Origin of the sequence: Thermoleptolyngbya sp. M55_K2018_002, from assembly GCF_015295965.1 — a bacterium.
Lineage (GTDB): Bacteria > Cyanobacteriota > Cyanobacteriia > Elainellales > Elainellaceae > Thermoleptolyngbya > Thermoleptolyngbya sichuanensis.
Window position 1 is genome coordinate 1 of sequence record NZ_DVEA01000200.1, and the last position, 20,471, is coordinate 20,471.

Consider the following 20,471-nt stretch of genomic DNA (forward strand, 5'->3'; position numbering starts at 1 on the left):
GTGACGGCAATTTACGTCCCCTTGGTGCTGGCGGCCCTGAGTGGGTGGAAGCAACGCGTTCCCTTGTTGCCCAACGATCCTCAAGCGTGTTTCGCCTCACTCAAGGCAAAGCGTGACTACGATGACCACATTTGGTTTCATCGAGTTTGTTCCATTGTTTGTAAACCTGCTGCTACCGTCAATTAGAAAAGATCTGTCAGGCAGTCAGGGCGATCGCCCCCTGCCTTGGGGTTGCCTAGTTCGTGCTGCCTTCCCTTTCGCTTTGCCACCAAGATGTTAAGCGATGTAAACCGATTTCAACTTTGGTAAAAGGGCTTCCAAATCTAAATAGGTTAGTGTTAGTTTAAATGCAGGCACAAATCTGGTTAAGAACCCAGAAAAACCAAGTCTTTTGGAGATGAGCGTTGTGCCTCCGGCTTAATCTCCGGCATCACACTCGATGCGATTAGTCTTTACATCCTATAGTCAGAGCGAGTCGTACATTTCAAGTTGCTAGACCGCTATCTACAGTCCGAAGGTCAGCAGCAAGTCAATGTCACTCCATAGCTTCAACACCTTCTATAGAGGTTGGATGAAAGGCTAATAGGCAGGAGCTTTGTGATGGCTTCTGGTCAACCCTTAGTAAATCGAACTGAGCTTCACTGACAACTACTTCGTATAGTTTTCAACTAGTGGCTGATGCTGTTCAGCTAGGAGAGTTCATTCAGTTTTAATCCGATCACTTTGATCGAGATTAAGTTCAAATCGAGTTCAAGTTCAATTGGAACCGTTCAATTTGGTTCAGTGTTCAAGTTAAGTTGAATCCAGAAAAAGGGGGCTAGTCGCAAATGTCTAGTCCCCTTTTACATGTTTTGATATTTGCTATTTTTTACATTTGCTCGGTGGCGATCGCTGCGGCCTTAAGCAACCCGAATCGGGGCTGCCTTTATCAAGGCTGGATTTGCCAAAGGCTACATTCGCAGCGATCGCCCCTTAGCTCCCTGACGAGATCAGTCCCAAGTTTGCCAGCAGAGTCGATACCTTATCCACCAGCGAATCCGCCTGCACCCACACCGACACTGACCCACCGTTGCAGCGAAACTCGCCCCAGCCATCCGCATTCGTCTGCACTGGCTCTTTCACATGTTCGGTAATGTCGTAAAACACGGCATTGGGCTTGCCCACTTCCATCCATTTGCTGCCACTTGGGCCATCGCTCATGATTACGGCCAGGGCGCGGGGATGCGCTTCATTGCCTAGACGAGTCCAGCCGATTACGTCTTCATGGTCAAAATAGGTATACTGCTCGCCGTAGGCAAAGTGCTTGCGGGCAAACAGCAGCTTATCCAGGATGTCCTTGTGGCAATCCATCCAGATTTCATACTCGTTGCCGTCGCGCCCTTTGTCTGTGTAATGGGCACCGTAGTAATCGGCATAAAACACGCAGGGATAGCCCTCCGCCCGCAGCAAGATCAGTGCGTAGGCCAGCGGCTTGAACCAGTTTTCAACAGGAGATTCTAGCGCCTGGAGTGGCTGCGTATCGTGATTGTCTACAAAGGTGGCAGCCAGCAGCGGCACCTGCTGCATTAAGGTGTTGTCCAAGATTTTCCGCATGTCGTAATAGCCGCCCGCCTTGCTCGCTTCGTAAAAGTTATAGTGCAGCGGCACGTCAAACAGCGAGAGCCGACCTTCGGTATTGGCAAGATACCAGTGCAGCGTACCCAGGTCTTTGGTCCAATATTCACCCACGGCAAAGAGGCTGCGCTTGGCGTAGGCTTCTAGATGATCGAGCCAGTCATTGAAAAAGTCGCCGTGGATGTGCTTGATTGCGTCCAGCCGGAAGCCGTCTACGCCTACGGTGTCCAGCGTCCACTCGCCCCAATACTTGAGTTCGCCGCGTACTTCTGGGTGGGTCATGTCCAGGTCGCAGCCCATGAGATAGTCGTAGTTGCCGTGAGCTAGCTCTACTTTGTCTTGGAAGTTTTTGTCCTTAAAGCGATAGATCTGATAGCGCCCTGGCTGATACATGTTGTGATCCACCGAGTCGAAGTGCCACCAGCGCCACTTCATGCTGGAGTATTTGTCGCCCCGACCGGGAAAGTCGAACTGTGTCCACACTTTAATTTTTTCAACGCCGCCGACGGCCGCTAAGCGGTTGTCGGAATCTACAGGCACAGCTTCCACTTCTTCTTCTGCATCGCCGCCCATTTTGTGGTTAAACACGACATCGGCGTAGATTTGCAGTCCGGCCTCTTTGGCTGCTTTGACAGCGGCCAGGTATTCGTCTTTTGTGCCGTATTTGGTGCGGATGCTACCTTTCTGGTCAAACTCACCTAGGTCAAACAGGTCGTATACGCCATAGCCGACATCGTAGCCGCCGCCGTTTGCTTTGTAGGCTGGTGGCAGCCAGAGCGCCGTAAAGCCCGCTTTGGCGATCGCCCCTGCGTCTTGTTGCAGCGTTTTCCAGAGGGTGCCGTCGGGTGGCAAATACCAGTGGAAATATTGCATGAAAACCCCGTTGTACTCGGTGCTGGGGTTTTTGTGGGATAGCTCCGCGGCGTTCTGGTTGAGCCAATCGATGACGGAGCGCTTAGCTTCTTCGAGAATCTCCTTGCTAAGCTGCGTACCCAGAGCCTTAAACCGTTCACGGAGTTGCTGAAATGTATTGTTACTCATAGGGCATCCCGGTATGAACCTCTGCGAAAGGGGCGGTTTAGATGCGGCATTTCCTTGCGGAGTGAGGTCAGCGCTGGGCTAAAAGAATAAGGGGGTCGCGTGACTCCCCACAAACCTTACTGGCTTTGGAAACGCTCTAAGAGGGTGTTTGAAAAGGTATCGCCTGTAATGTTAAGCACTCAGAGAGAACCCCCTAGCCCCCCTAAAAAAGGGGGGAAACCGCCTTAAAGTCCCTCTTTTTTAGGGGGATTTAGGGGGATCTTGCACGCTTTGCTACAAACAGTAGGACTTTTCAAACATCCTCGAACAGGGTTAGAGAATATTATCGTGAGCCGGAGTCTGTCGGTTGTGATGGTCAGCACGGTGCAGGGGGTGGGGCGGGAGAGGCAGGGAAGCGGCTGCCAATCTTCCCCAATATTCCCCAATATTCCAAACTCCAATACGCCCTTTTCCCGGTGCCTTTTGTTATATCATCGGCTCGTCTCCCTAACTCCCAACTCTTCCTTCCAACTCCTGATGCTCTATCTGCTGCGGAACCCAAGCCTGATCTGGAGTCTGACGCTAGAGCATTTGCAGATGACGCTGGCGGCGCTGGCGATCGCCGTTCTGGTTGCCCTGCCCGTGGCGCTCTTGGTGACGCGCTATCGCTGGCTGTCGGTGCCTGTGCTGGGTGGGCTGGGCATCTTGTATACGATTCCGAGTTTGGCGCTGATTATTTTTTTGGTGCCTGTGTTTGGGCTGAATGCGCGGTCGGTCATTGTGGCGATGGTGCTGTATACACAGGTAATTTTGGTGCGAAATCTGGTGGTGGGGCTAGAGGGGATTAAGCCGTCGGTGCTAGAGGCGGCGCGGGGCATGGGCATGAGTCCCTGGCAGCGCTGGTGGCGGGTGCAGGTGCCGCTGATTTTGCCAATTTTTTTGGCAGGGCTGCGGCTGTCGGCCATCGTGGCGATCGCCATTGCGACCATAGGCGCAAAGTTTGGTGCGGGCGGCTTGGGGACGCTGCTGTTCGACGGCATTGCCCAGAGCCGCTACGACAAGATTTGGGCAGGGGCGATCGCCGTTTCCCTGCTGGCCTTTGCCATCAACGCCCTACTGCTCTCGCTGGAATGGGCCACCAGCCCCACGCGCCGACTCCAGCGCCGCATCGGGCGGCTGAAAGCAGGGTTCGGGGTTCGGAACTAGGCCCCTTAGCTCACGGCTGCTTCGATCACCGGATGATAGAAAAAGGCGATGCCCAAAATCGCGTAGGTCGCCAGCAGCAGCACACCTTCCAGCCAGTTGGACTTGCCATCGGAGCTGATGGAGTTGGCGATCAGCACAGCCACGGCCACCGCGACGACCTCAAACGGGTTGAAGTTTAAATCCATCGGCTGGCCCAGCGCCAGCCCCGCCAGCACCAAAATCGGCGCGACGAACAGCGCCACCTGCATACTGGCCCCTAGCGACACGGAAACGGACAAATCCATCTTGTTTTTGATGGCCACGACGACCGCTGCCACGTTCTCAGCGGCGTTGCCAATAATCGGCAGCAAAATCACGCCTGTAAACAATTCCGTCAATCCCAGCTTGCTGGTTGCCACCTCCAGCGACCCCACCAAAATTTCTGATTCCAGCGCGATGAAGGTCGTTGCGCCCAGCAGCACCGCCGTCCACAGCACCGGGTTGGGCTTGTGGTCGCTGTGTTCATCCGATGCAGAGGATTCATCGTTCTCCAGTTCTGCCACACCGACATCGTGCAAATAGCTGTGGGTTTTCATCGAAAACAGCAGCGTTAGCACGTATACCAAAATCAGCACAATGGCGACGGCAACCGACAGCTTTTGCATCAGTGGTTCGTCTAGCCCGGCTGAGGTGGCATTGACGGCGGTCGGCAGCAACAGCGCAATCACTGCTAGGTTCATAGCAGAAGCGTTGACGCGGGCCACCACGGGCTGAAAGCTTTGCTCCTTGTACCGCAGTCCGCCCAGCAGCATAGATAGCCCCATGACTAGGAGCAGATTGCCAATAATTGAACCCGTGAGGCTGGCTTTGACGACTTCTAGTAGTCCAGACCGCAGCGCAGCAATTGCGATAATCAGTTCTGCTGCATTGCCAAACGTCGCATTCAGCAAGCCGCCGAGCGTGGGGCCAACAACGACAGCCAATTCTTCGGTCGCCGTGCCCATCCAAGCCGCCAGCGGCAAAATGGCCAGACACGCCAGCGCGAATTGCACCAGTTCTCCCCAATGAAACACGTAATGCGAGAGCAGCGAGATTGGCACGAAAATGAGCAAAACTGAAAAGATTAAATTTTTAGTACTCATGCAAGCGTCCTGGACGGCTTTTGACAAAGGATAACAAGAGAGATAACAAGAGATAAAAGGGCGATCGCCCGACTCAATCAAGCGGCATTCAGCTACGGCATTAGGCCACACTCAAGGCGCGAGCAAACCGTAGCGAGCAAACCGCGGCGAGCAAACTGTGATTAAACCATGACTGAACGTGTTCTCCCAGAATCATAGGGGTTTTCCGCATTTTGGGAATCTGGGTTAGGATCTAGGCAGTTTTTACAAAAGTCAACAATCTTTCACTCTTCGCTATGACAGTCGTTTACCCCCGCAAGCTGCAAAGCTCCCTGGGCAGCCTCAGCGCCCGTGACGTGATGAAACAAGTGGTTCGAGATCGCGACATTCACCTGATCACGCTCAATCGCTATCGCTACAGCGAACAGCGGAGTTGCAAAGACCTGACTACCCTGATCGAACAACTGGATGGGAAGCCCGCCGAACTGGTCAAAGACCTATCGCGGCATGTGTCGGACGAAGCTCGCCACGCCATGTGGCTGACGGATTTGCTGGTAGACCTAGGCAGCAGCGTAGGCACGCCCCCCGGTATGTCCTATATTGAAGAATTTGAGCGGTTGCTCGATCAGGAGTCGCCTAGCCCTGAGAGCCTGGATGACTTTGTGATTTCATCGTTGGCGGCCATTAACGTGACCGAAAAGCGCGGCTGTGAATACTTTTCGGGTCATATCCACGCCCTCAAGCACGCACCGCAGACCGAGGAAAACGTCAAGATTCGGGAAACCCTGGAGCGCATTCTGCCTGAAGAAGCCGCCCACGTCCGCTGGGGCAACCGCTGGCTAGCCCAAATGGCTGACAGAAGCCCGGAGCATCGCGCCAAGGTCGAACACGCCAAGCGCAAGCACGCCGCGATTGAGCAGGCTGCGTTTGAGTCGGGCATGGACATTACCGCCGGGGCTGAGCTGCGTCGGGTGGGTCATTTACTGGATATTGCCAACACCCTGCCCGCGTGGCAGCGCCCGCAATATCTGATGGAGCGCCTGCCCCAAAGTCTGCTGTCGCCCGACCTCCAACGCACCCGCCTCGACGCAATCCAGCGAGTCTGGAACCGCGATCCGCAGGCATTTGTGGAACGGTTTGTGCCGATGTTCCTGAGCGGGCTGACGCGGGATGTCAATGGCAAGAAGCCGCAGCCTAACAAGGCTAGTGCTGCCAACGCTGCGGCCAATTAGCGCCCTTGGGCACACAGGACTAGCGCAAGCGCGGAAGTCCAAGCCCAGTGACTAGTACGGCGACTAGTACAGTGAACCGGCATAATTTGGGCGAGGCGGACGAAGCGTTTGGACTGCCCTCTCTGGGCAAGCGCTTGGGTGAATCCCTGAGAAAGGGTGTCCAGCGCTTCGTCGTCTAGTCGTTTACAGGCGGGGCGATCGCCCCTGATCCCCGACTGCCTACCCTTCCGCCCCCGCTTTTTCTGGCAGGGTCGCTTGCAGCTTCAGGCAATTGCGCCCGCTTACCTGGAGGCGGTATTCTACCTTGTCCATCAGGCGATTCAAAATCAGCCAGCCATAGCCGCCATCCTGCATATCATCTGGGGCAGGCGGCAGATAGGTGGAAAGGTCGTAGCCCTGGCCGTGATCCCAGATTTCTAGGTGGATATCTCGATCGATTAGCTCTAGGCGAATCAGCACGGGCAAGTTGGGCTGGTCGCGGTGGGCGTGGCGCACGACATTGGAGTAGGCCTCCACCAGCACCAGCCGCAGCCGATTAGACTGATGGCTCCAGTCCACCAAATCGCCCAGTTCTAGCTCCAGCGAATTGAGCAGCCAGTTTTCGACTACTTGCAGAAACTTCAGGTCGCTGGGAATATGCAACTCGGTTTTCATGGACTACAGAACCTCCAGCGAGAGTATGGTTTGGTCATCTTCCTGGGCATGGCTTTGTGACTGTATGCAGGAAAGCAGCTTGGATAAATCAAGTGGTTGGGGCTGTTGTTTTAGCAGTTCCCAGAGACCTTGCTGGCCGAGCATCAGGCTGTTGCCAGCAGCGTGTGGGTGAGCGAGGGTGGCTTCGGTGATGCCATCACTGATGAGCAGGAGCAGGTCACCTGGATTCAGCGTCAGCCGGCCGGCGATCGCCTTCCACATGGGCAAGATGCCCAGCGGCACCCCCCTTTCTTTTAGGTATAGCGGTTCAGCCGATGGCTTGCTAACCGACCAAACCATCGGGTAGATGTGCCCTGCATTGGCATACACCAATTCTTGCGTGGCGGGGCTGTAGCGGGCCAGCGCCATCGTGATAAAGCAGTTGTTGCTCACCAGATCATCCATCAGGCTGCGGTTTAGGTTTTGCATGACCTGAGCCGGATCGGGCGGGTTTTCCTGATAAATTTCGCGCCGCAGCACCGAAATAGCGCTGGCCATGAACAGAGCTGCCGGAACGCCCTTGCCCGACACGTCTCCTACGCCCAGCCAGAGGTCGCCCTGGGGATGCTCGTAAACCTCGAAAAAGTCGCCGCCCGCGCTGGGTGGCAGCAAGCCTGAATTTTGGCGGTGTCCAGTTCGGGCAAGCTCTGGCGCAGCAGGTTGGTCTGGATTTGACGAGCGACGGCCAGTTCTGCCTGCATTTGCTCGGTTTGTCGCTGGATGCGCTGATACAGCTTGGCCTGGGAAATAGCCAGGGCGACTCGTTCTGCTACTTCCTGAATTAGGTCAAGGTCTTCTTCTGACCAGGCGATCGCCTGTCCCTGGCGGTGGAGGCTGGCGATCGCCAACAATTCCTGCTGATAGATCAGCGGCAGCGCCAGCCGGGTCTCTTGCTCGTCTGATTCCGAAAGCTGCACCCGACGGCTCTGCAAAGCGGCCAGCAGCGCATCATTTGGCAGAACCGGGGCTTTTGCGACCTCGCCAGAGGCATGGCCAAAGCTGAAGAGGTTGGGCAGCAGGCGATAGGTGTTTCCGTCGTCGCCTATTACGCCCTCTGTGTCCTGCTCCACTGGATGCAGCACGCAGGTTGCCCCAAAGGTTTGCCCCAGCACCTCTGCAATCCGCTGCATCATGCTCTGGTAATCCAGCGATTCGCGGGTTGCCGTGGAAACTTTATTGAAAATGGACTCCCGCCGCAGGGCGCGATGCAGCTCGTTGGTGCGTTGTTTGACCACGCGATAGGTATCGGCGGCCTGCTGCACCACAGTCATCAAGTCTTCTGGGTTCCAGGGCTTGGTGATGTATTTGAACACCTTGCCTGCGTTGATCGCGTTTACCAAATCCTCAACATCGGTATAGCCCGTAAGCAGAATCCGAATCGTATCGGGAAACTGGCGGGCGACATGGCTGAGAAACTCGGTGCCGTTCATCTTGGGCATCCGCTGGTCGGAAATAATGATGCCCATTTCACCCACCCGATCCAGCAGGTTGAGCGCATCCAGGGCGCTGTCTGCTCGAAACACCTGAAAGTCGCGCCGAAACGTGCGGTATAGCAGATCCAGGTTGTCGGCTTCGTCATCTACCACCATCAGCCGCAACTTGTTTCGCTCTACCGGGGATTTGTTTTGCACGGGTTGTTGTAGGTCGTATGCAATCGCCAAATCGCCATTCTCCAGGGTTCACGCTCTTACACCCAAAGTACCCAGAGGAGGGCGATCGCTATCAGAGGAGTGGCTGGCTCATTACAGTCTCTTCATCCTATCTATTCTCCCACGCCGATCATCCGTCTCCCTAGCTGACGCAGCCAGGCCCAGACACGTCGGAAGCGGGAGGGCTTTTGGGGTTGGCAGGATTGGGCCAGGAGGGCGATCGCCCCGGTTGCATCGGGTGCAATGTCGATCACTTCGTACAGTCGATATTCACCGCTCTTGCCAGGGAGCGACATGTCGCACTGGCGACCCAAGCTGACCAGCGGCTGCACCTGCTGATAGACTGCCTCGGAAACGAGGAGACTAGTCCCCACCGCTTTGTTGGCGGCTTCAATCCGGCTGGCCAGATTCACCGTGTCGCCAATGGCGGTAATTTGCTGGCTCTTGGGAGACGCGCCCACCGCACCCACCACCACCAAGCCGTAGTGAATGCCAATGCCAATTTTGAGCTGGCGCTGATAGAGCGTTTCCAGGTAGGCGTTAAATGCTTCCATTGCGGTTTGCATGTCTAACGCGGCGCGGACGGCTCGCTCCACCGGGCGATCGGGACAGTTCCAGCCAAATAGCGCCATGAATCCATCGCCCATGTAGTTATTGATGATGCCGCCGTAGCGTTCGATGATTTGCCCCATGCGGCTGAAATAGCGGTTCAGCACGTAAATCACGTCGTAGGCGGGCAACACTTCTGCAAAGGATGTAAAGCCCCGCAAGTCCGCAAATAGAACCGCCAGCATTTGCTCCTCGCCAATAGCGCTGCGCTGCCCGCTTAGCTGCTGCTCGACCAGCGACATGTCTTCGGCATCCACCACCAGTCGCCGCACCGTGACCTTGCCCTCGCCCAAGACTTGGGTTTGGCAGGCCAGGCGCATCTTCGGGTCAAAGCAAAGGCGCTTGGCCAGACCATCTTCGGCATCGTTGCGCGGGGAACAGTATTCCAGACCTTCCAGCACCCACACTCGACAAGTGGAGCAGCGGGCACTGCCGCCGCACACATGGATATGCGGAATGCCTGCATAGAGCGAGGAGGCGAGGATAGTGTCGGTTTCCTCGGTTTCGACGCAGCGCTCGTCGGGGAGATAGTAGAGCAGAGGCATAGGGGAGGCGCTTTAGGAAGAGGGCGGATTTACTCTACCTTTCCCTGTTCTACAAGCACGCCCACAGGAATTCAGCAGAATCCACGCAGTTCGTAACAGCCACGCAGTTCGTAACAGCATTGCTGGGTTGCTAGTTTGCCCATGTCGATTTTGGGTAGGACTGACGCAGTTGGACGATTTCTCGCGGGCTGCTACGTCAGTCTTGGATACATTTGCTGGGTGGCGAATAGCGGATGGGGACAGTTCCGCTGGGTAAGTAGAGCGGGTGGCGGGGCTGTTGCTGCTGGGTGAGGCCCAGGCAGTGAAGCGGATAGCCCGACAGCAGTGCTAGCACAGTGCGATCGCGCTGATAGAGCGCCCCCCCGTTTCCCCAAGCGAGAATAATCTGGGCTGCTCGTTCGGCAGCGGTGATGAGGGGGCGATCGCCCGCCTCCCCAATCGGATCATCCACCTGCTTCAGGTCTTGGGGCCGCGTTGCCCGATAGGCAAACAGATTCACCACCTCCAGCCCGCCATAGCCCCAGGCTTTTGCCAGCCCGATGCAGCGGCGAATCGTCGGGTCGTTGCGCTCGGCATCGGCCGTGCTGGGATTGAGCATGACAAACGCCACGCGAGGAGCGGCAAAGTCCCATACGCGCCACAGCGTGTATCGATAGCGCCCCGACGGGTCAAAGGTTGCCCCTGCTGGCTGGACTGCTGGCTGAACGGCTGGCTGAGTGGTTTGCAGTGTTTGAGCGTCTTTTACATCTTCTACATAAAACACTTGACGCGCTGCCATTGCCCCTGTTCGTCCTGACAATAGTAGCAGCCTTCCCACCAGATACAGCGATCAAAGACGGCATCAATCTGACGGCTCTTTTTGGGCTGTTCGCTACTGAGCAGATCTACGATTTCATCTTTGCGGTCTTTGGCACCGGAGGCGATCTGGTCTAGCGTGGACTGGAGATCGCGAGAGACAAAATTTTCAGTTTGCTGCAACATGATCCAAATCAAACACTCGATATCAAAAACGGAAAAATCCCCACAAACGTCGAGTAACGCTTTAGAAGGGAGTCTCCTAGAAGGTTGTTCTCAGGGAGCGTTCCACTTCTGCTGTGCCTGACGGTTGTTATACCTGACAGTTGTTTTGTCTGACGGTGGGGAATCCCTATGGAGTTCCCTGATCCCACTCTATCTTCCTGAAAATGGGGTGGTCTTGAATTGAAAACATACTTAACTCTTATATGTGATATAAGCAACTTCTATATATGCAACCTGTGCTGTGGAACCTATGCTATGTGAGCCTCTGCTACGCAGTATGGAGCCTCTGCTACGGAGCCTCTGCTATGGAGCAGCGTATAGACGCATGAGTCGCTCTGAAGCGGACGGCACGCCCGACCCTGCTGTACGATTTGATGCGCCGTGTCGCAGCACGGTAATTCTCTGAACACCCCAAAGGGGCTGATTTCTATGGGCAGCGTCACCATTGGCATGATCAGCAGCTATGCTGACCTCCGTCCGCCGCCGTGGGACTGGCTGTGGCGGCAGAGTCCGCACCCCTTTGGGCAGTGGAAGGGGATTCAGGTGTTGGCGAATTGCCCCAATCCCGACGGGCTGCTGCTGTATAACTTCCACGACTTTCCCCGCGACGCGGCTGACGACGCTGCACCAGCAGGAAGATTTCGCTGGCCGTGGCGGAAGGCGCAGCCCAGCAATGCGGGGCAGGTCAGAGAATTTCAGCAGAAAGTGCGATCGCTCTCCCCCGAACAAATTCTGTTTTCCTGCCGAGAGCCGCCCTTTCCCGAAAAGCAACAGGCGCGAATCGACACCTATCGACGGGCGCAGCAGTGGTGCGGCGTGGTGTCTGGGCCCGACGACTTTGCACCCGTGTCGGAGCCTATGCCTGCGATCTGGTATGTGTCGCAGCCGTTTGACTATTTGCAAGCTGCGCCGCCGCCCGCAAAGCGCCGCCCCTGTAGCTGGATCACGTCGGGCATCGACCGCACGGCCAATCATCGCCATCGGCTAGATTTTCTGCGGCGGCTGCAAGCCAGCGACGTGCCCTTTGACCTATACGGGCGGGGCTTGCCAGACTGGGCACAGGTGAACCGGGGGCAGACCCGCACGTTTGGCCCGGTGGCGGATAAATGGCATGCGATCGCCCCTTACACCTACAACCTGGCGATTGAGAACTTTGCCGACAACGAGTGGTACGTGAGCGAGAAGCTGTGGGATGCCCTGCTAGCCTGGAGCTTGCCGATTTATTACGGCGGTAGCGCGGCGGATCGGCTGCTGCCCCCCGGCAGTTTTTTGCGGCTGCCCAGCCTGGATGAGCGTGGCATTGCCTACATCCGCGACATCACCGCCACGCCGGAAGCTTGGTACGCTGCAAAGGAGGCGATCGCCGAGGCGCGTCAGGTTATTCTGCATGAGTTGAACTTGTTAAACTGGCTGGCAGTGAGGATAGAAGCGCTGGGGATTCGGGCGTAAAGAGATTCGGGCGTAAAGAGAATCATATCGATGCTCGATTTTGGATTTGCGGTTTTGGAGCGCCAGTCAAGTACCAGTCAAGTGCCAGTCAATCGTCTGTGGGGCTTCCAGGCATTTCATTCGTCGCTTCGCTTGGGGGAACTGATATCAAGGGGCTGAATGGACGGCATTTATACGCTGGCGAATGATGTCGTGTGCAACCAACTGGTGGCGCTGCTGAACAGCATTGAGGTTCATGCGGGGCGCGAGATGCCCGTGGCGGTGATTGCCTACGACGACCGTCTGACGAATGTGCGGGCGGCGATCGCCCCTCGTCCCCAGGTGAGGCTGCTGGAAGATCCGGCGCTGTTTGCCCCATGGGAGGCGTTTTCGCGGCAGGTATGGCAAGCACACCCAACGGCGATCGCCACCTGGCGCAAGAAGGGCATGGCTGATGTCTATCGACTCACCTCCAACCGACGCTATGCGGCGTTTGATGCGCGTGCGCCGTTCGACCGATTTCTTTATTTAGATGCCGATACGCTGCTGCTTAATTCACCCCAAATCTTCTTTGCAGCGCTCGATTCCCATTCGCTCGTCACCTACGACTTTCAGCACAAAGATCCGTCACACATTTTTGATATAACTGCTTCAAAATTGTCGGAAGTGTTTAGCCCTGCTGAGATTCATCGCGCTATCTTTTGTGCAGGGTGCTTTGCGGGTAGACGGGGTGCATTTTCGGCAGAACAGCGCGACTGGCTCTTGCAGCACCTTGCCGCAGGAGAAGCAGAAATTCTCTATCCCAATGCGCCCAATCAGTCAGTTTTGAACTACATGGCCATGCGGCTTGCTCAACGTGAAGGCGCGTCGTTTTCAATTCATAACCTGGCATTGCATTTGCCTCCCGAACAGGCAACAGGAAATTCCGTCACCTCCAGCCATTTTGTTGAGCAAGCGGGCCGGGTTTACGATCGCGGACATCCGCTGACCTATTTGCATTACATTGGGCTATCTGCCGATCTGTTCAATCAACTTTGTAGCGGCAGAAATGTGGATTTTCCCTACCGAGAAACCTTCCTACACTATCGCTATTTGCATGAACCGGAAAAGCGTCCGAAGTTTCGTGGTAAGAGGGTTTTGGCAAAGCCTGGGGTCGTGAAACGAATCTTGAAAAAGCTGCGGCTAGCGTTTGGATAGAGAAGATGAGGAGTCTGAATTTGGTGGGCGGATGAATAAACCAAAGGAGCAGGATCAGGATCATCAGGATCAAATTTATATTTTGGGCAATGATCGCGTGCTGGATCAGGCGATCGCCCTGCTCAACAGCATTCGGCTTTATGATCCTGAAACGCCCGTCGTGCTGATTCCCTACAACGACAAATATAAGGAGGCGGTGGCGGTTTTGGGCGATCGCTTTGGAGTGACGCTGTTTCCCGATTTGACCATTTTGGAATGGCTGGATGCCACGATTGAGGAAACGTTTGGCAGCGATTTTTTTGCACGTCCGCAGCAGTTTCGCAAGCAGGCGGCATGGTTTGGAAAACCCGGTCGATTTCTCTATATCGACACCGATATTGTGGTGTTTGAACGCATTATTGCGGTTTTAGAGTATTTGCAGACTTACGACTTTATCTGCTGTGACTATCAGCATCGCGGCGGCATTCAAAATGTGTTCACTCCGGCGATTCTAGAGGCTCCAGGGTTTAGCGAAAGCGTCCTGGCGGAAATCTTTAATTGTGGCTTTTGGGGCAGCAAAACCGGGTTGATTTCTGCCTCAGACTGGGAGGCTATCTTGGCAGAATGCGCGGCTCATCCTGATTATTTCGACTTTAGCCAAAAAACGTCCGATCAGCCGATTATTAATTATCTGGTGCTAAAGCAAATTCCCAATCGGTTTAACCTGGTGCATCGGCCCGGCGGCGCACCGGGAAGCTGGGCCGGCAGCAAGTTTCGCCAGCGGGATTGGCGACTGTTCGACCCGAACCTGAATCAGCCGCTGCAATACCTTCACTGGGCTGGCTTTCGGCTCCAGCCGGGGTGTCCCTACTGGGCGCTGTGGCAGCACTACCGCGACTTGAATGACTGGAATGAGTCGAAACGGCGATCGCCCAGATCGCCCAAATTTCGGTTCCGCTTGCCCTGGCAATCCTAGCGGACGGTTTTGATGCTCTCGATGCGGCGCGAGAACAGATCGGTGAAAATGCTCAACACCGTGCGATCGCGCGTAATGATGTTAGCCGTTACCGCCATCCCCGACTGGAGCGGGATTTCTCTGCCATTCACCTTCAAGGTCTGGCTATCCAGCCGAATCTTGGCAGGAAACCGATAGAAGGGATAAATCTGGTCTGGAGGCAGCGCATCTTCACCGATATTCACCACTTCTCCCTTGATGTCGCCAAATTCGCTGAAGGGGAAGGAGTCGATTCGCACGTCTACAGGCAGCCCCTCGCTGACAAAGCCAATATCTTTGTTGGTGATGTAGACCTCAGCCAGCAGGTTATCTGTGGGCACGACTTTCAGGATCGGCTCGCTCGTATTAGCCACAAAGCCAATGCCCCGCGCCTTCAGGTCAAACACCACCCCATCAATGGGGGCACGAAGCTCCTGATATTTCAGCGTGAGTTCGGTCTGGCTAAGCTGGCTGTTGATTTCGGCGATGCGGCGCTCGTTGTCTACGATCGCCCGGTTAATCTGGCTGTCAATATCCGCAATCCGCTTTTCGTTGTCGGCAACCCGGGCCAGCAGGTCGGTGCTGGTGGTGGCGACGGTGTTGGAAAGGCGCTGACGAGCCTGATCCACTGCCAAACTCAACCGCTGCTGTTCTAGCGTGAGCCGATTCACCTCTGCCCTGCGATCCATCATCTGCTGGCGCTGTCGCAGCATTTGAATCCGTGAGAGTGCCCCTTGTTCTGCAAGCGGCTCGATATCGCGCAAAATGCCTTCGTCGATGGCCAGCGTTTGGCGGGCGGTGGCAAGCTGCTCCTGGGTTTGGATTAACTGCTGCTGGAGCTGGGCCACTTCAAGCTGGGCGGCGGCGGCGCGGGACTGTGCCTCAAGCTGGTTTGCCGACAGGCGAATCCGCTCTTCGTCGGAAAAGCTGCCATTGCCGCCATAGACCTGCGCCCGAAAGAGCGCTGTCTCCGAGGCGAGGGCAGCGCGGTTGGTCAGCAGCGCCCGCATTTCGGGGGGAATGCTCTGGGGCTGGTTGGATGGCTCTAGAGAGATGCCGCTGAGGGCGCTGCGGTAGAACTGGTTTTCGGCTAAGTAGGAATCGCGCACCTGCTCCAACGAACGGCGCTGGGCGGCGGCGGCCGTTGGGTCAAAGCGGATGAGAACCTGTCCTTGCTGGACTCGTTCGCCTTCTTCTACCAAAATTTCCTGAACCACGCCGCCCACAGGAGCCTGAATCTCCTGAACGCGATCGCCCGGTTCTAGCTTGCCCGTCGCAGGCACCGCTTCCTCAATCCGCGCCACGGCCGCCCACAGCAGCACCGCCGAAGTTACGCCAATGATGCCGCCGACCACCAGCTTCGACCACAGCGAGGTCTGCTGCAAGATTACGGGCTGGTCAAACGCTTGGGCCCGTACCTGCTTTTGCGACGGCAACTGGGTTCCTGTTTCTTCGTCTGGGGATACCAGCACCAGTTCCGTCTCCTCCGGCTGAATCGGAGTCTTGGCAGAACCGTTGGCGGCTCCGTTTCCGTTGTGTCTGGGGGAGGTCTGAGTCATGGGGTGGGGGAAAGGGGAGAAGGGGTGGGATGCAGGAGCGCTAGCAGTAAAGCTGGGAACTGGCTAGAACTGGCTATCTCTAAAGCTGCGCTTCCTGCTGCTGATAGAGGCAATAGTAGCGGCCGCGCATGGCCATCAGGTCTTCGTGGGTGCCCTGCTCCACAACAGAGCCTTGATCCATCATAAGAATTAGATCGGCGTGGCGGATGGTGCTGAGGCGGTGGGTGATGAAGAAGACGGTGCGGCCGCGAAAATGCTCCGCCAGGTTCATACAGACGCGACGCTCGGAGTCGTAGTCGAGGGCGCTGGTGGCTTCATCCATGATTAGCAGGCGCGGATTCTGCATGACCGTGCGGGCGATCGCAATCCGCTGGCGCTGACCGCCCGAAAGCGACGCACCCCGTTCGCCAACGCGGGTGTTATAGCCATTCGGCAAACCCATAATGAACTCATGGGCCGCCGCCACTTTGGCCGCTTCGATAATTTCCTCAGCGGAGGCATCCGGGGCATTCAGCGCGATGTTTTCCTGCACCGTGCCGTCAAACAGCAGCGTGTCCTGGGGCACAATGCCAATTTGCTGTCGCAGAGAATAGAGTTCTACCTTGGTAATGTCGTAGCCGTCAATCAGGATGCGCCCCGATTCTAGGTCATAGAGGCGAGGCAGCAGTTTCATCAGGGTACTCTTGCCGGAACCGCTCTGGCCGACAATGCCGACGAAGGAGCCGGGGGCAAATTCCAGGTTGATATTGCTGAGTTGGAGCGGGCCGGTCGTGCCAAATCGGAAAGACACGTTTTCGTAAGCGACTTCGCCCTGGATCGGCGGCATGGGAATAGTTGTATTATCTTTGGCCATACTCCCAGCATTTCTAGCTCGTCGGCTTCAGGGGCGGAGTCCACGATGTCGCTGAGGCGCTCAATCGACAGGCCTACTTCCTGGAAGTTTTGCCAGAGTTGGGCTAGGCGCAAGAGGGGACTCGTCACATAGCCTGCGATGATGCGGAAGGCGATCAGTTGCCCCAGGCTAAGCTCCTGCTTTAGCACCAGATACGCGCCCACCCAGAGAACCAGCAAGCCCGAAAGCTGATTCAGGAAGTTGCTGAGGGAGCCTGCAAAGGTGGAAGTTTGCACCGTATTGAATCCGGCGCTGACGTAGCGGGCGTAGCGCTGTTGCCACTGCCAGCGCGATCGCAGTTCCATGTTCTGCGCTTTCACGGTCTGGATGCCGCCCAGCACTTCCACCAGGTAGGACTGGGTTTCGGCATTGCGTTCCGCCTTGACCCGCAATTGGTTGCGGATAATCGGCGAAAAGATCACCGCCAGCGCAATGAAGAAAGGAATCGTCGCCAGCGCCACCAGCGTCAGCAGCGGGCTATAGAACAGCATGACGACGATGTAGACAACGGAGAAGAAGGCATCCAGCACCACCGTCAGCGCCGTGCCCGTCATAAAAGAGCGGATATTTTCCAGTTCGCCAATGCGGGTGGAGAGTTCGCCCACAGGACGCTTCTCGAAATACCGCAGCGGCAGCCGCAGCAGGTGATCAATAATTTGCGACCCCAGCGTCATGTCGATGCGGTTGGTGGTGTCTACGAACAGGTAGGTTCGCAGCGCCCCCAGCAGCGCCTCAAAGAATGCCAGCAGCAGCAGCAAAATGCCCAGCACTTGCAGCGTGTCGGGACTGTTTTGCACGATCACCTTGTCGATGATCACCTGGATCATCAGCGGGTTGGCCAGGGCAAAAAGCTGCACAAAGAAGGAAGCGAGAAACACCAGCAGCAGCACGCCGCGATATTTCGTCACCGAGGGCAAAAACCAACTGAGGTTAAAGCGCTTTTGCGGCGTTTGCTTGGTGGCCCGTAGCAGCAGCACGTCGCCCTGTTCGCCCCAGGTGGCGGCAAATTCCGACGGCTTGCGGCGCAGCAGCCCCAGTTCTGGGTCGGCGATCACCATTTCCCGTTCGCTGACGCTGTAGAGCAGCACGGGGCGATCTTGCCAGCGCACCATTGCGGGGGCTTCCAGGCGACCGACGGATTGGGCCGGCACGGTGACTAACTGGGCGCTGAGGCCCATAAATTCGGCGATCGCCCCACACAGATCCAGCGGCAGCCCGCCCGTGCGCTCCATCTGGTTTACCAAAATGCGGCGCACCACATCTCGTCGGAACGGTAAGTTCAAATGCTGACAAAGCATCTGGAAGCAGGCCATCGTCGCTTCTAGCTGCCCCCGCCCGCGCACGATGGGGTATTCCTTTGCTTTGCCCTTGCTGTCGATGATGACGGGTTCCAGTTCCTCTGGGCGTTCGGGCGCGTAGGGAATATCGAGCGCTCCAAGGGTTGCGTCTGCCTGATTGGTGTCTTGCGGGTCTTCTGGGGCAGAACGGCGGAACAGAGATAGCGGAAAGCTGACCAGCCGCGCGGGTTTCTCGCCCGTCACCTCGATTTCGTCGAGTAGCCCCAGATTGAGCCGACTGCCAACAGGGTAGCCCGTAATTTCGCCGCTGCTGACCAGCCACAGGCGATCGCGCTGGAGCGAGTGCGTGGCAAAGGTTCCTGGTGGAATGCGGCGCACCTCTGCCTGAGATAGCCCTGCGTGGGTCAACGCCTTCAGATCCAGCGTGCCGTCGGCCTGGCGCGACAGTTCTTCCCCCAGCAGATCAAACACCTCAATCGGCTCAGCCTGGGCAGACAGAGCGCTGGCGACGGCTGGCTCTTTTTCCAGCAGATCTAGGAAGACGCGGGCTGGCAGCGTCAGGCAGATAGATTCCTCGGAGGCGATCGCCGTTTCGCAGGCCACGCCCCGCATTAGACTCACGGCCCCTAGCACTGCGCCCGGTTGCAGCAGCCCCAGCGTGGTGGGCTTGTCGGTGCGGGGGTCATAGCCGAGCGATCGCGCCTGCCCTTCGTACAAAATCGTCACCTGGGCGGGCATTTTTTCGCGCACCAAAATTGCCTGCCCCATCTTGTAGCGGAAGGGCTGAACCTGTTCGAGCAGGCGAGCCAGAGCCGCGCTAGAAAGCTGGGTAAACGGAAAGACCGTTGCCAGAAATTCTTGAACCGTGTCTTTGGGAAGGTTTTGGGTAAACGTCATGATTCAACAATGGGGGCAACGGTGGGGGCAGCAGGCGGGGAAGACGATAACGTGGTCGGCTTTACGGCTTTCGGATCGGGCACACTCAGCAAAATCGAGGTCGGCACGAGCTGGGGTTGGGCAGCGGGGGGATGTCCGCCGTTGCCTTGTCCACCTGCTGCACCAGAGGGCGGCTTGGGCGCTCCGGGCTTGGCAGGTGGCTCTGCGGGTGTGCCAGGAGACGAGGAGGCTGGCGGCTGGGAGGATGCGTCTGCCGCAGGAGGCTCGCTGGGTTCGGCGGTGGGCAGGGATTCAGCAGCAAGCGCATCCGCCGGTAGCGCATCCGCCAGAGGACTCAGCGACACCTCATCCAACTGCTGCTGGAGCCACTGGCTAAACGACTCGTTGAGCAGGCGACGGCGCATTTGCTCGTCCATCTGGGCAGGGATGAATTTTTCCAGACGAATGATCACAATCCACTCGCCGATGCGGTGGGGCGGCCAGAGCTGCCCTGGCTGGCTAATGGAGAGCATATGAGCCAGTTGGGGATGGGGCACACTTAGCTCCACCGGGCCAATCAGCCCGTCGGTCTGGGATTCGGGCCCCTGAGAATAGGTGCGGGCGAGTTCGGCGAAGCTCTGTTCGCCTTCCATAACGCGGAAGTAGATTTCTTGAGCGATGCCCATGTCCTGGGTGCGGATGAGCGAGTAGATGACTTTATCTAGCTTGCTCTTGCGCTCCAGGAAGTAGGATTCGAGCTTGGCTCCCCAGGTGGCTTCTTTGAACTTCTCGATGCGGAGCGATCGCGTGGCCAGGGCATCGAGCTGAGCCAGGGTCATGCCGTGCCGGTTTAGCCATTGCTGACGGGTGGCTTCGTCTACGATCTGGTGCTGGGCGTAGAACTGTTCGCGGGCCCCGATGAGTTCTTCTTCGGCGCAGGTGATGGGGGCGATCGCCTCATCAATCAACACTTCCTGCACCAACTGCGGCAGCATTTGATAGCCTGCCAGCAGCGATGGCAATTCTTCCGATGTGACCGACCGATTCCCAATCTGCAATACGTGTCCCATGCAAATCCATCCATCAACAGCGGAAAACCCTGATGCGCCATGGTTAACTATCAGGCGTTTGGTGTCTAGCTACGCATCCTTAGCCCCAGCCTAGTCATACACTTCCAGTCATACACTTCCAGTCATGCAATTCCAGGTTCATAATCCCAGTCACACAGCCCCAACCTCGATTATGGGTTTCCAGAGTTGGAAATCAAAGGATAGTTACGAAAACTTTTAGCTTTGACCCATGAACCTTCGGTGAATCTCTGGACGAATATTTACGGACACAGCGCGTTGCTGGGCATAGCATTCCCAAATCTTGGACGATTCTCTACTTTTTAGTATTCAGTCAGAAGATTTAGCCAGCAGGATGGTTGCTCGCAGGTTTTTTGCACGGTTTGTTCAGAGAACGGGCACGCTGCTAAAGCATACGACCCCTTAAGCCAAACCGTTCAGGACTTACGCACTTGCGATAAGCTCTTTGGGTTTTGGACGATTTCTCGCGGGC

At 56.5% G+C, this 20,471-nt stretch carries 13 protein-coding genes and 3 pseudogenes; 6 read left to right on the forward strand and 10 right to left on the reverse strand.

Annotated features, from left to right (window positions below; translation table 11 throughout):
* A pseudogene (locus IGS51_RS09690) lies at positions 1 to 186 on the forward strand (hypothetical protein); the annotation flags it as partial.
* A gap of 786 nt (positions 187 to 972) precedes the next feature.
* Here IGS51_RS09690 and IGS51_RS09695 read toward each other — a convergent pair.
* On the reverse strand, positions 973 to 2,487 hold the full coding sequence (locus tag IGS51_RS09695; protein ID WP_367279303.1) for an alpha-amylase: 1,515 nt from the start codon (positions 2,485 to 2,487) through the stop codon (positions 973 to 975).
* 684 nt (positions 2,488 to 3,171) lie between these two features.
* Here IGS51_RS09695 and IGS51_RS09700 point away from each other — a divergent pair.
* On the forward strand, positions 3,172 to 3,840 hold the full coding sequence (locus tag IGS51_RS09700) for an ABC transporter permease (protein WP_297078215.1): 669 nt from the start codon (positions 3,172 to 3,174) through the stop codon (positions 3,838 to 3,840).
* A gap of 5 nt (positions 3,841 to 3,845) precedes the next feature.
* On the opposite strand, the gene cax is transcribed toward IGS51_RS09700, so the two are convergent.
* Positions 3,846 to 4,961: a calcium/proton exchanger gene (cax, locus tag IGS51_RS09705; RefSeq protein WP_297078216.1), complete on the reverse strand. Its 1,116-nt coding sequence runs from the start codon at positions 4,959 to 4,961 to the stop codon at positions 3,846 to 3,848.
* Positions 4,962 to 5,236: 275 nt separating this feature from the next.
* On the opposite strand from cax, the gene IGS51_RS09710 reads away from it, so the two are divergent.
* The gene (locus IGS51_RS09710; RefSeq protein ID WP_297078217.1) at positions 5,237 to 6,172 is read left to right on the forward strand and encodes a ferritin-like domain-containing protein; all 936 of its coding nucleotides are present in this window, start codon (positions 5,237 to 5,239) and stop codon (positions 6,170 to 6,172) included.
* Positions 6,173 to 6,391: 219 nt separating this feature from the next.
* Here the strand turns inward: IGS51_RS09710 and IGS51_RS09715 are convergent, their stop codons facing one another.
* The 5 genes and pseudogenes from IGS51_RS09715 to IGS51_RS09740 form a co-directional block, all read right to left on the reverse strand.
* A complete protein-coding gene (locus IGS51_RS09715) occupies positions 6,392 to 6,826 on the reverse strand; it encodes an anti-sigma regulatory factor (RefSeq protein ID WP_297078218.1) in 435 nt (144 codons plus the stop codon).
* 3 nt (positions 6,827 to 6,829) lie between these two features.
* A pseudogene (locus IGS51_RS22340) lies at positions 6,830 to 8,454 on the reverse strand (SpoIIE family protein phosphatase).
* 173 nt (positions 8,455 to 8,627) lie between these two features.
* Positions 8,628 to 9,668 carry an adenylate/guanylate cyclase domain-containing protein gene (locus IGS51_RS09730; RefSeq protein ID WP_297078221.1) on the reverse strand — a complete coding sequence of 347 codons (1,041 nt, stop codon included), beginning with the start codon at positions 9,666 to 9,668 and terminating at the stop codon, positions 8,628 to 8,630.
* 196 nt (positions 9,669 to 9,864) lie between these two features.
* A complete protein-coding gene (locus tag IGS51_RS09735) occupies positions 9,865 to 10,446 on the reverse strand; it encodes a DUF1643 domain-containing protein (RefSeq protein WP_297078222.1) in 582 nt (193 codons plus the stop codon).
* Complete coding sequence (locus IGS51_RS09740; RefSeq protein ID WP_172353225.1) at positions 10,419 to 10,649, reverse strand: hypothetical protein; 231 nt, start codon at positions 10,647 to 10,649, stop codon at positions 10,419 to 10,421. The genes IGS51_RS09735 and IGS51_RS09740 overlap by 28 nt, the downstream gene beginning before the upstream one ends.
* A 468-nt stretch (positions 10,650 to 11,117) precedes the next feature.
* Between IGS51_RS09740 and IGS51_RS09745 the strand changes: the two genes are divergently transcribed.
* From IGS51_RS09745 to IGS51_RS09755, 3 genes are all read left to right on the forward strand, one after another.
* Positions 11,118 to 12,137 (forward strand): glycosyltransferase family 10, encoded by a 1,020-nt coding sequence (locus IGS51_RS09745; protein ID WP_297078223.1) that lies wholly within the window; start codon positions 11,118 to 11,120, stop codon positions 12,135 to 12,137.
* Positions 12,138 to 12,296: 159 nt separating this feature from the next.
* The gene (locus IGS51_RS09750; protein WP_297078224.1) at positions 12,297 to 13,313 is read left to right on the forward strand and encodes an Npun_R2821/Npun_R2822 family protein; all 1,017 of its coding nucleotides are present in this window, start codon (positions 12,297 to 12,299) and stop codon (positions 13,311 to 13,313) included.
* 31 nt (positions 13,314 to 13,344) lie between these two features.
* Positions 13,345 to 14,268 carry an Npun_R2821/Npun_R2822 family protein gene (locus tag IGS51_RS09755; RefSeq protein ID WP_297078225.1) on the forward strand — a complete coding sequence of 308 codons (924 nt, stop codon included), beginning with the start codon at positions 13,345 to 13,347 and terminating at the stop codon, positions 14,266 to 14,268.
* On the opposite strand, the gene IGS51_RS09760 is transcribed toward IGS51_RS09755, so the two are convergent.
* The 3 genes and pseudogenes from IGS51_RS09760 to IGS51_RS09770 form a co-directional block, all read right to left on the reverse strand.
* Complete coding sequence (locus tag IGS51_RS09760; RefSeq protein ID WP_297078226.1) at positions 14,265 to 15,845, reverse strand: HlyD family efflux transporter periplasmic adaptor subunit; 1,581 nt, start codon at positions 15,843 to 15,845, stop codon at positions 14,265 to 14,267. The genes IGS51_RS09755 and IGS51_RS09760 overlap by 4 nt on opposite strands.
* A gap of 79 nt (positions 15,846 to 15,924) precedes the next feature.
* Positions 15,925 to 18,932, reverse strand: a pseudogene (locus IGS51_RS09765) (type I secretion system permease/ATPase).
* Positions 18,929 to 19,981: a peptidylprolyl isomerase gene (locus IGS51_RS09770; protein ID WP_297078227.1), complete on the reverse strand. Its 1,053-nt coding sequence runs from the start codon at positions 19,979 to 19,981 to the stop codon at positions 18,929 to 18,931. Before IGS51_RS09770 ends, IGS51_RS09765 begins: the two are co-directional and overlap by 4 nt.
* Positions 19,982 to 20,471 lie beyond the last annotated feature (490 nt).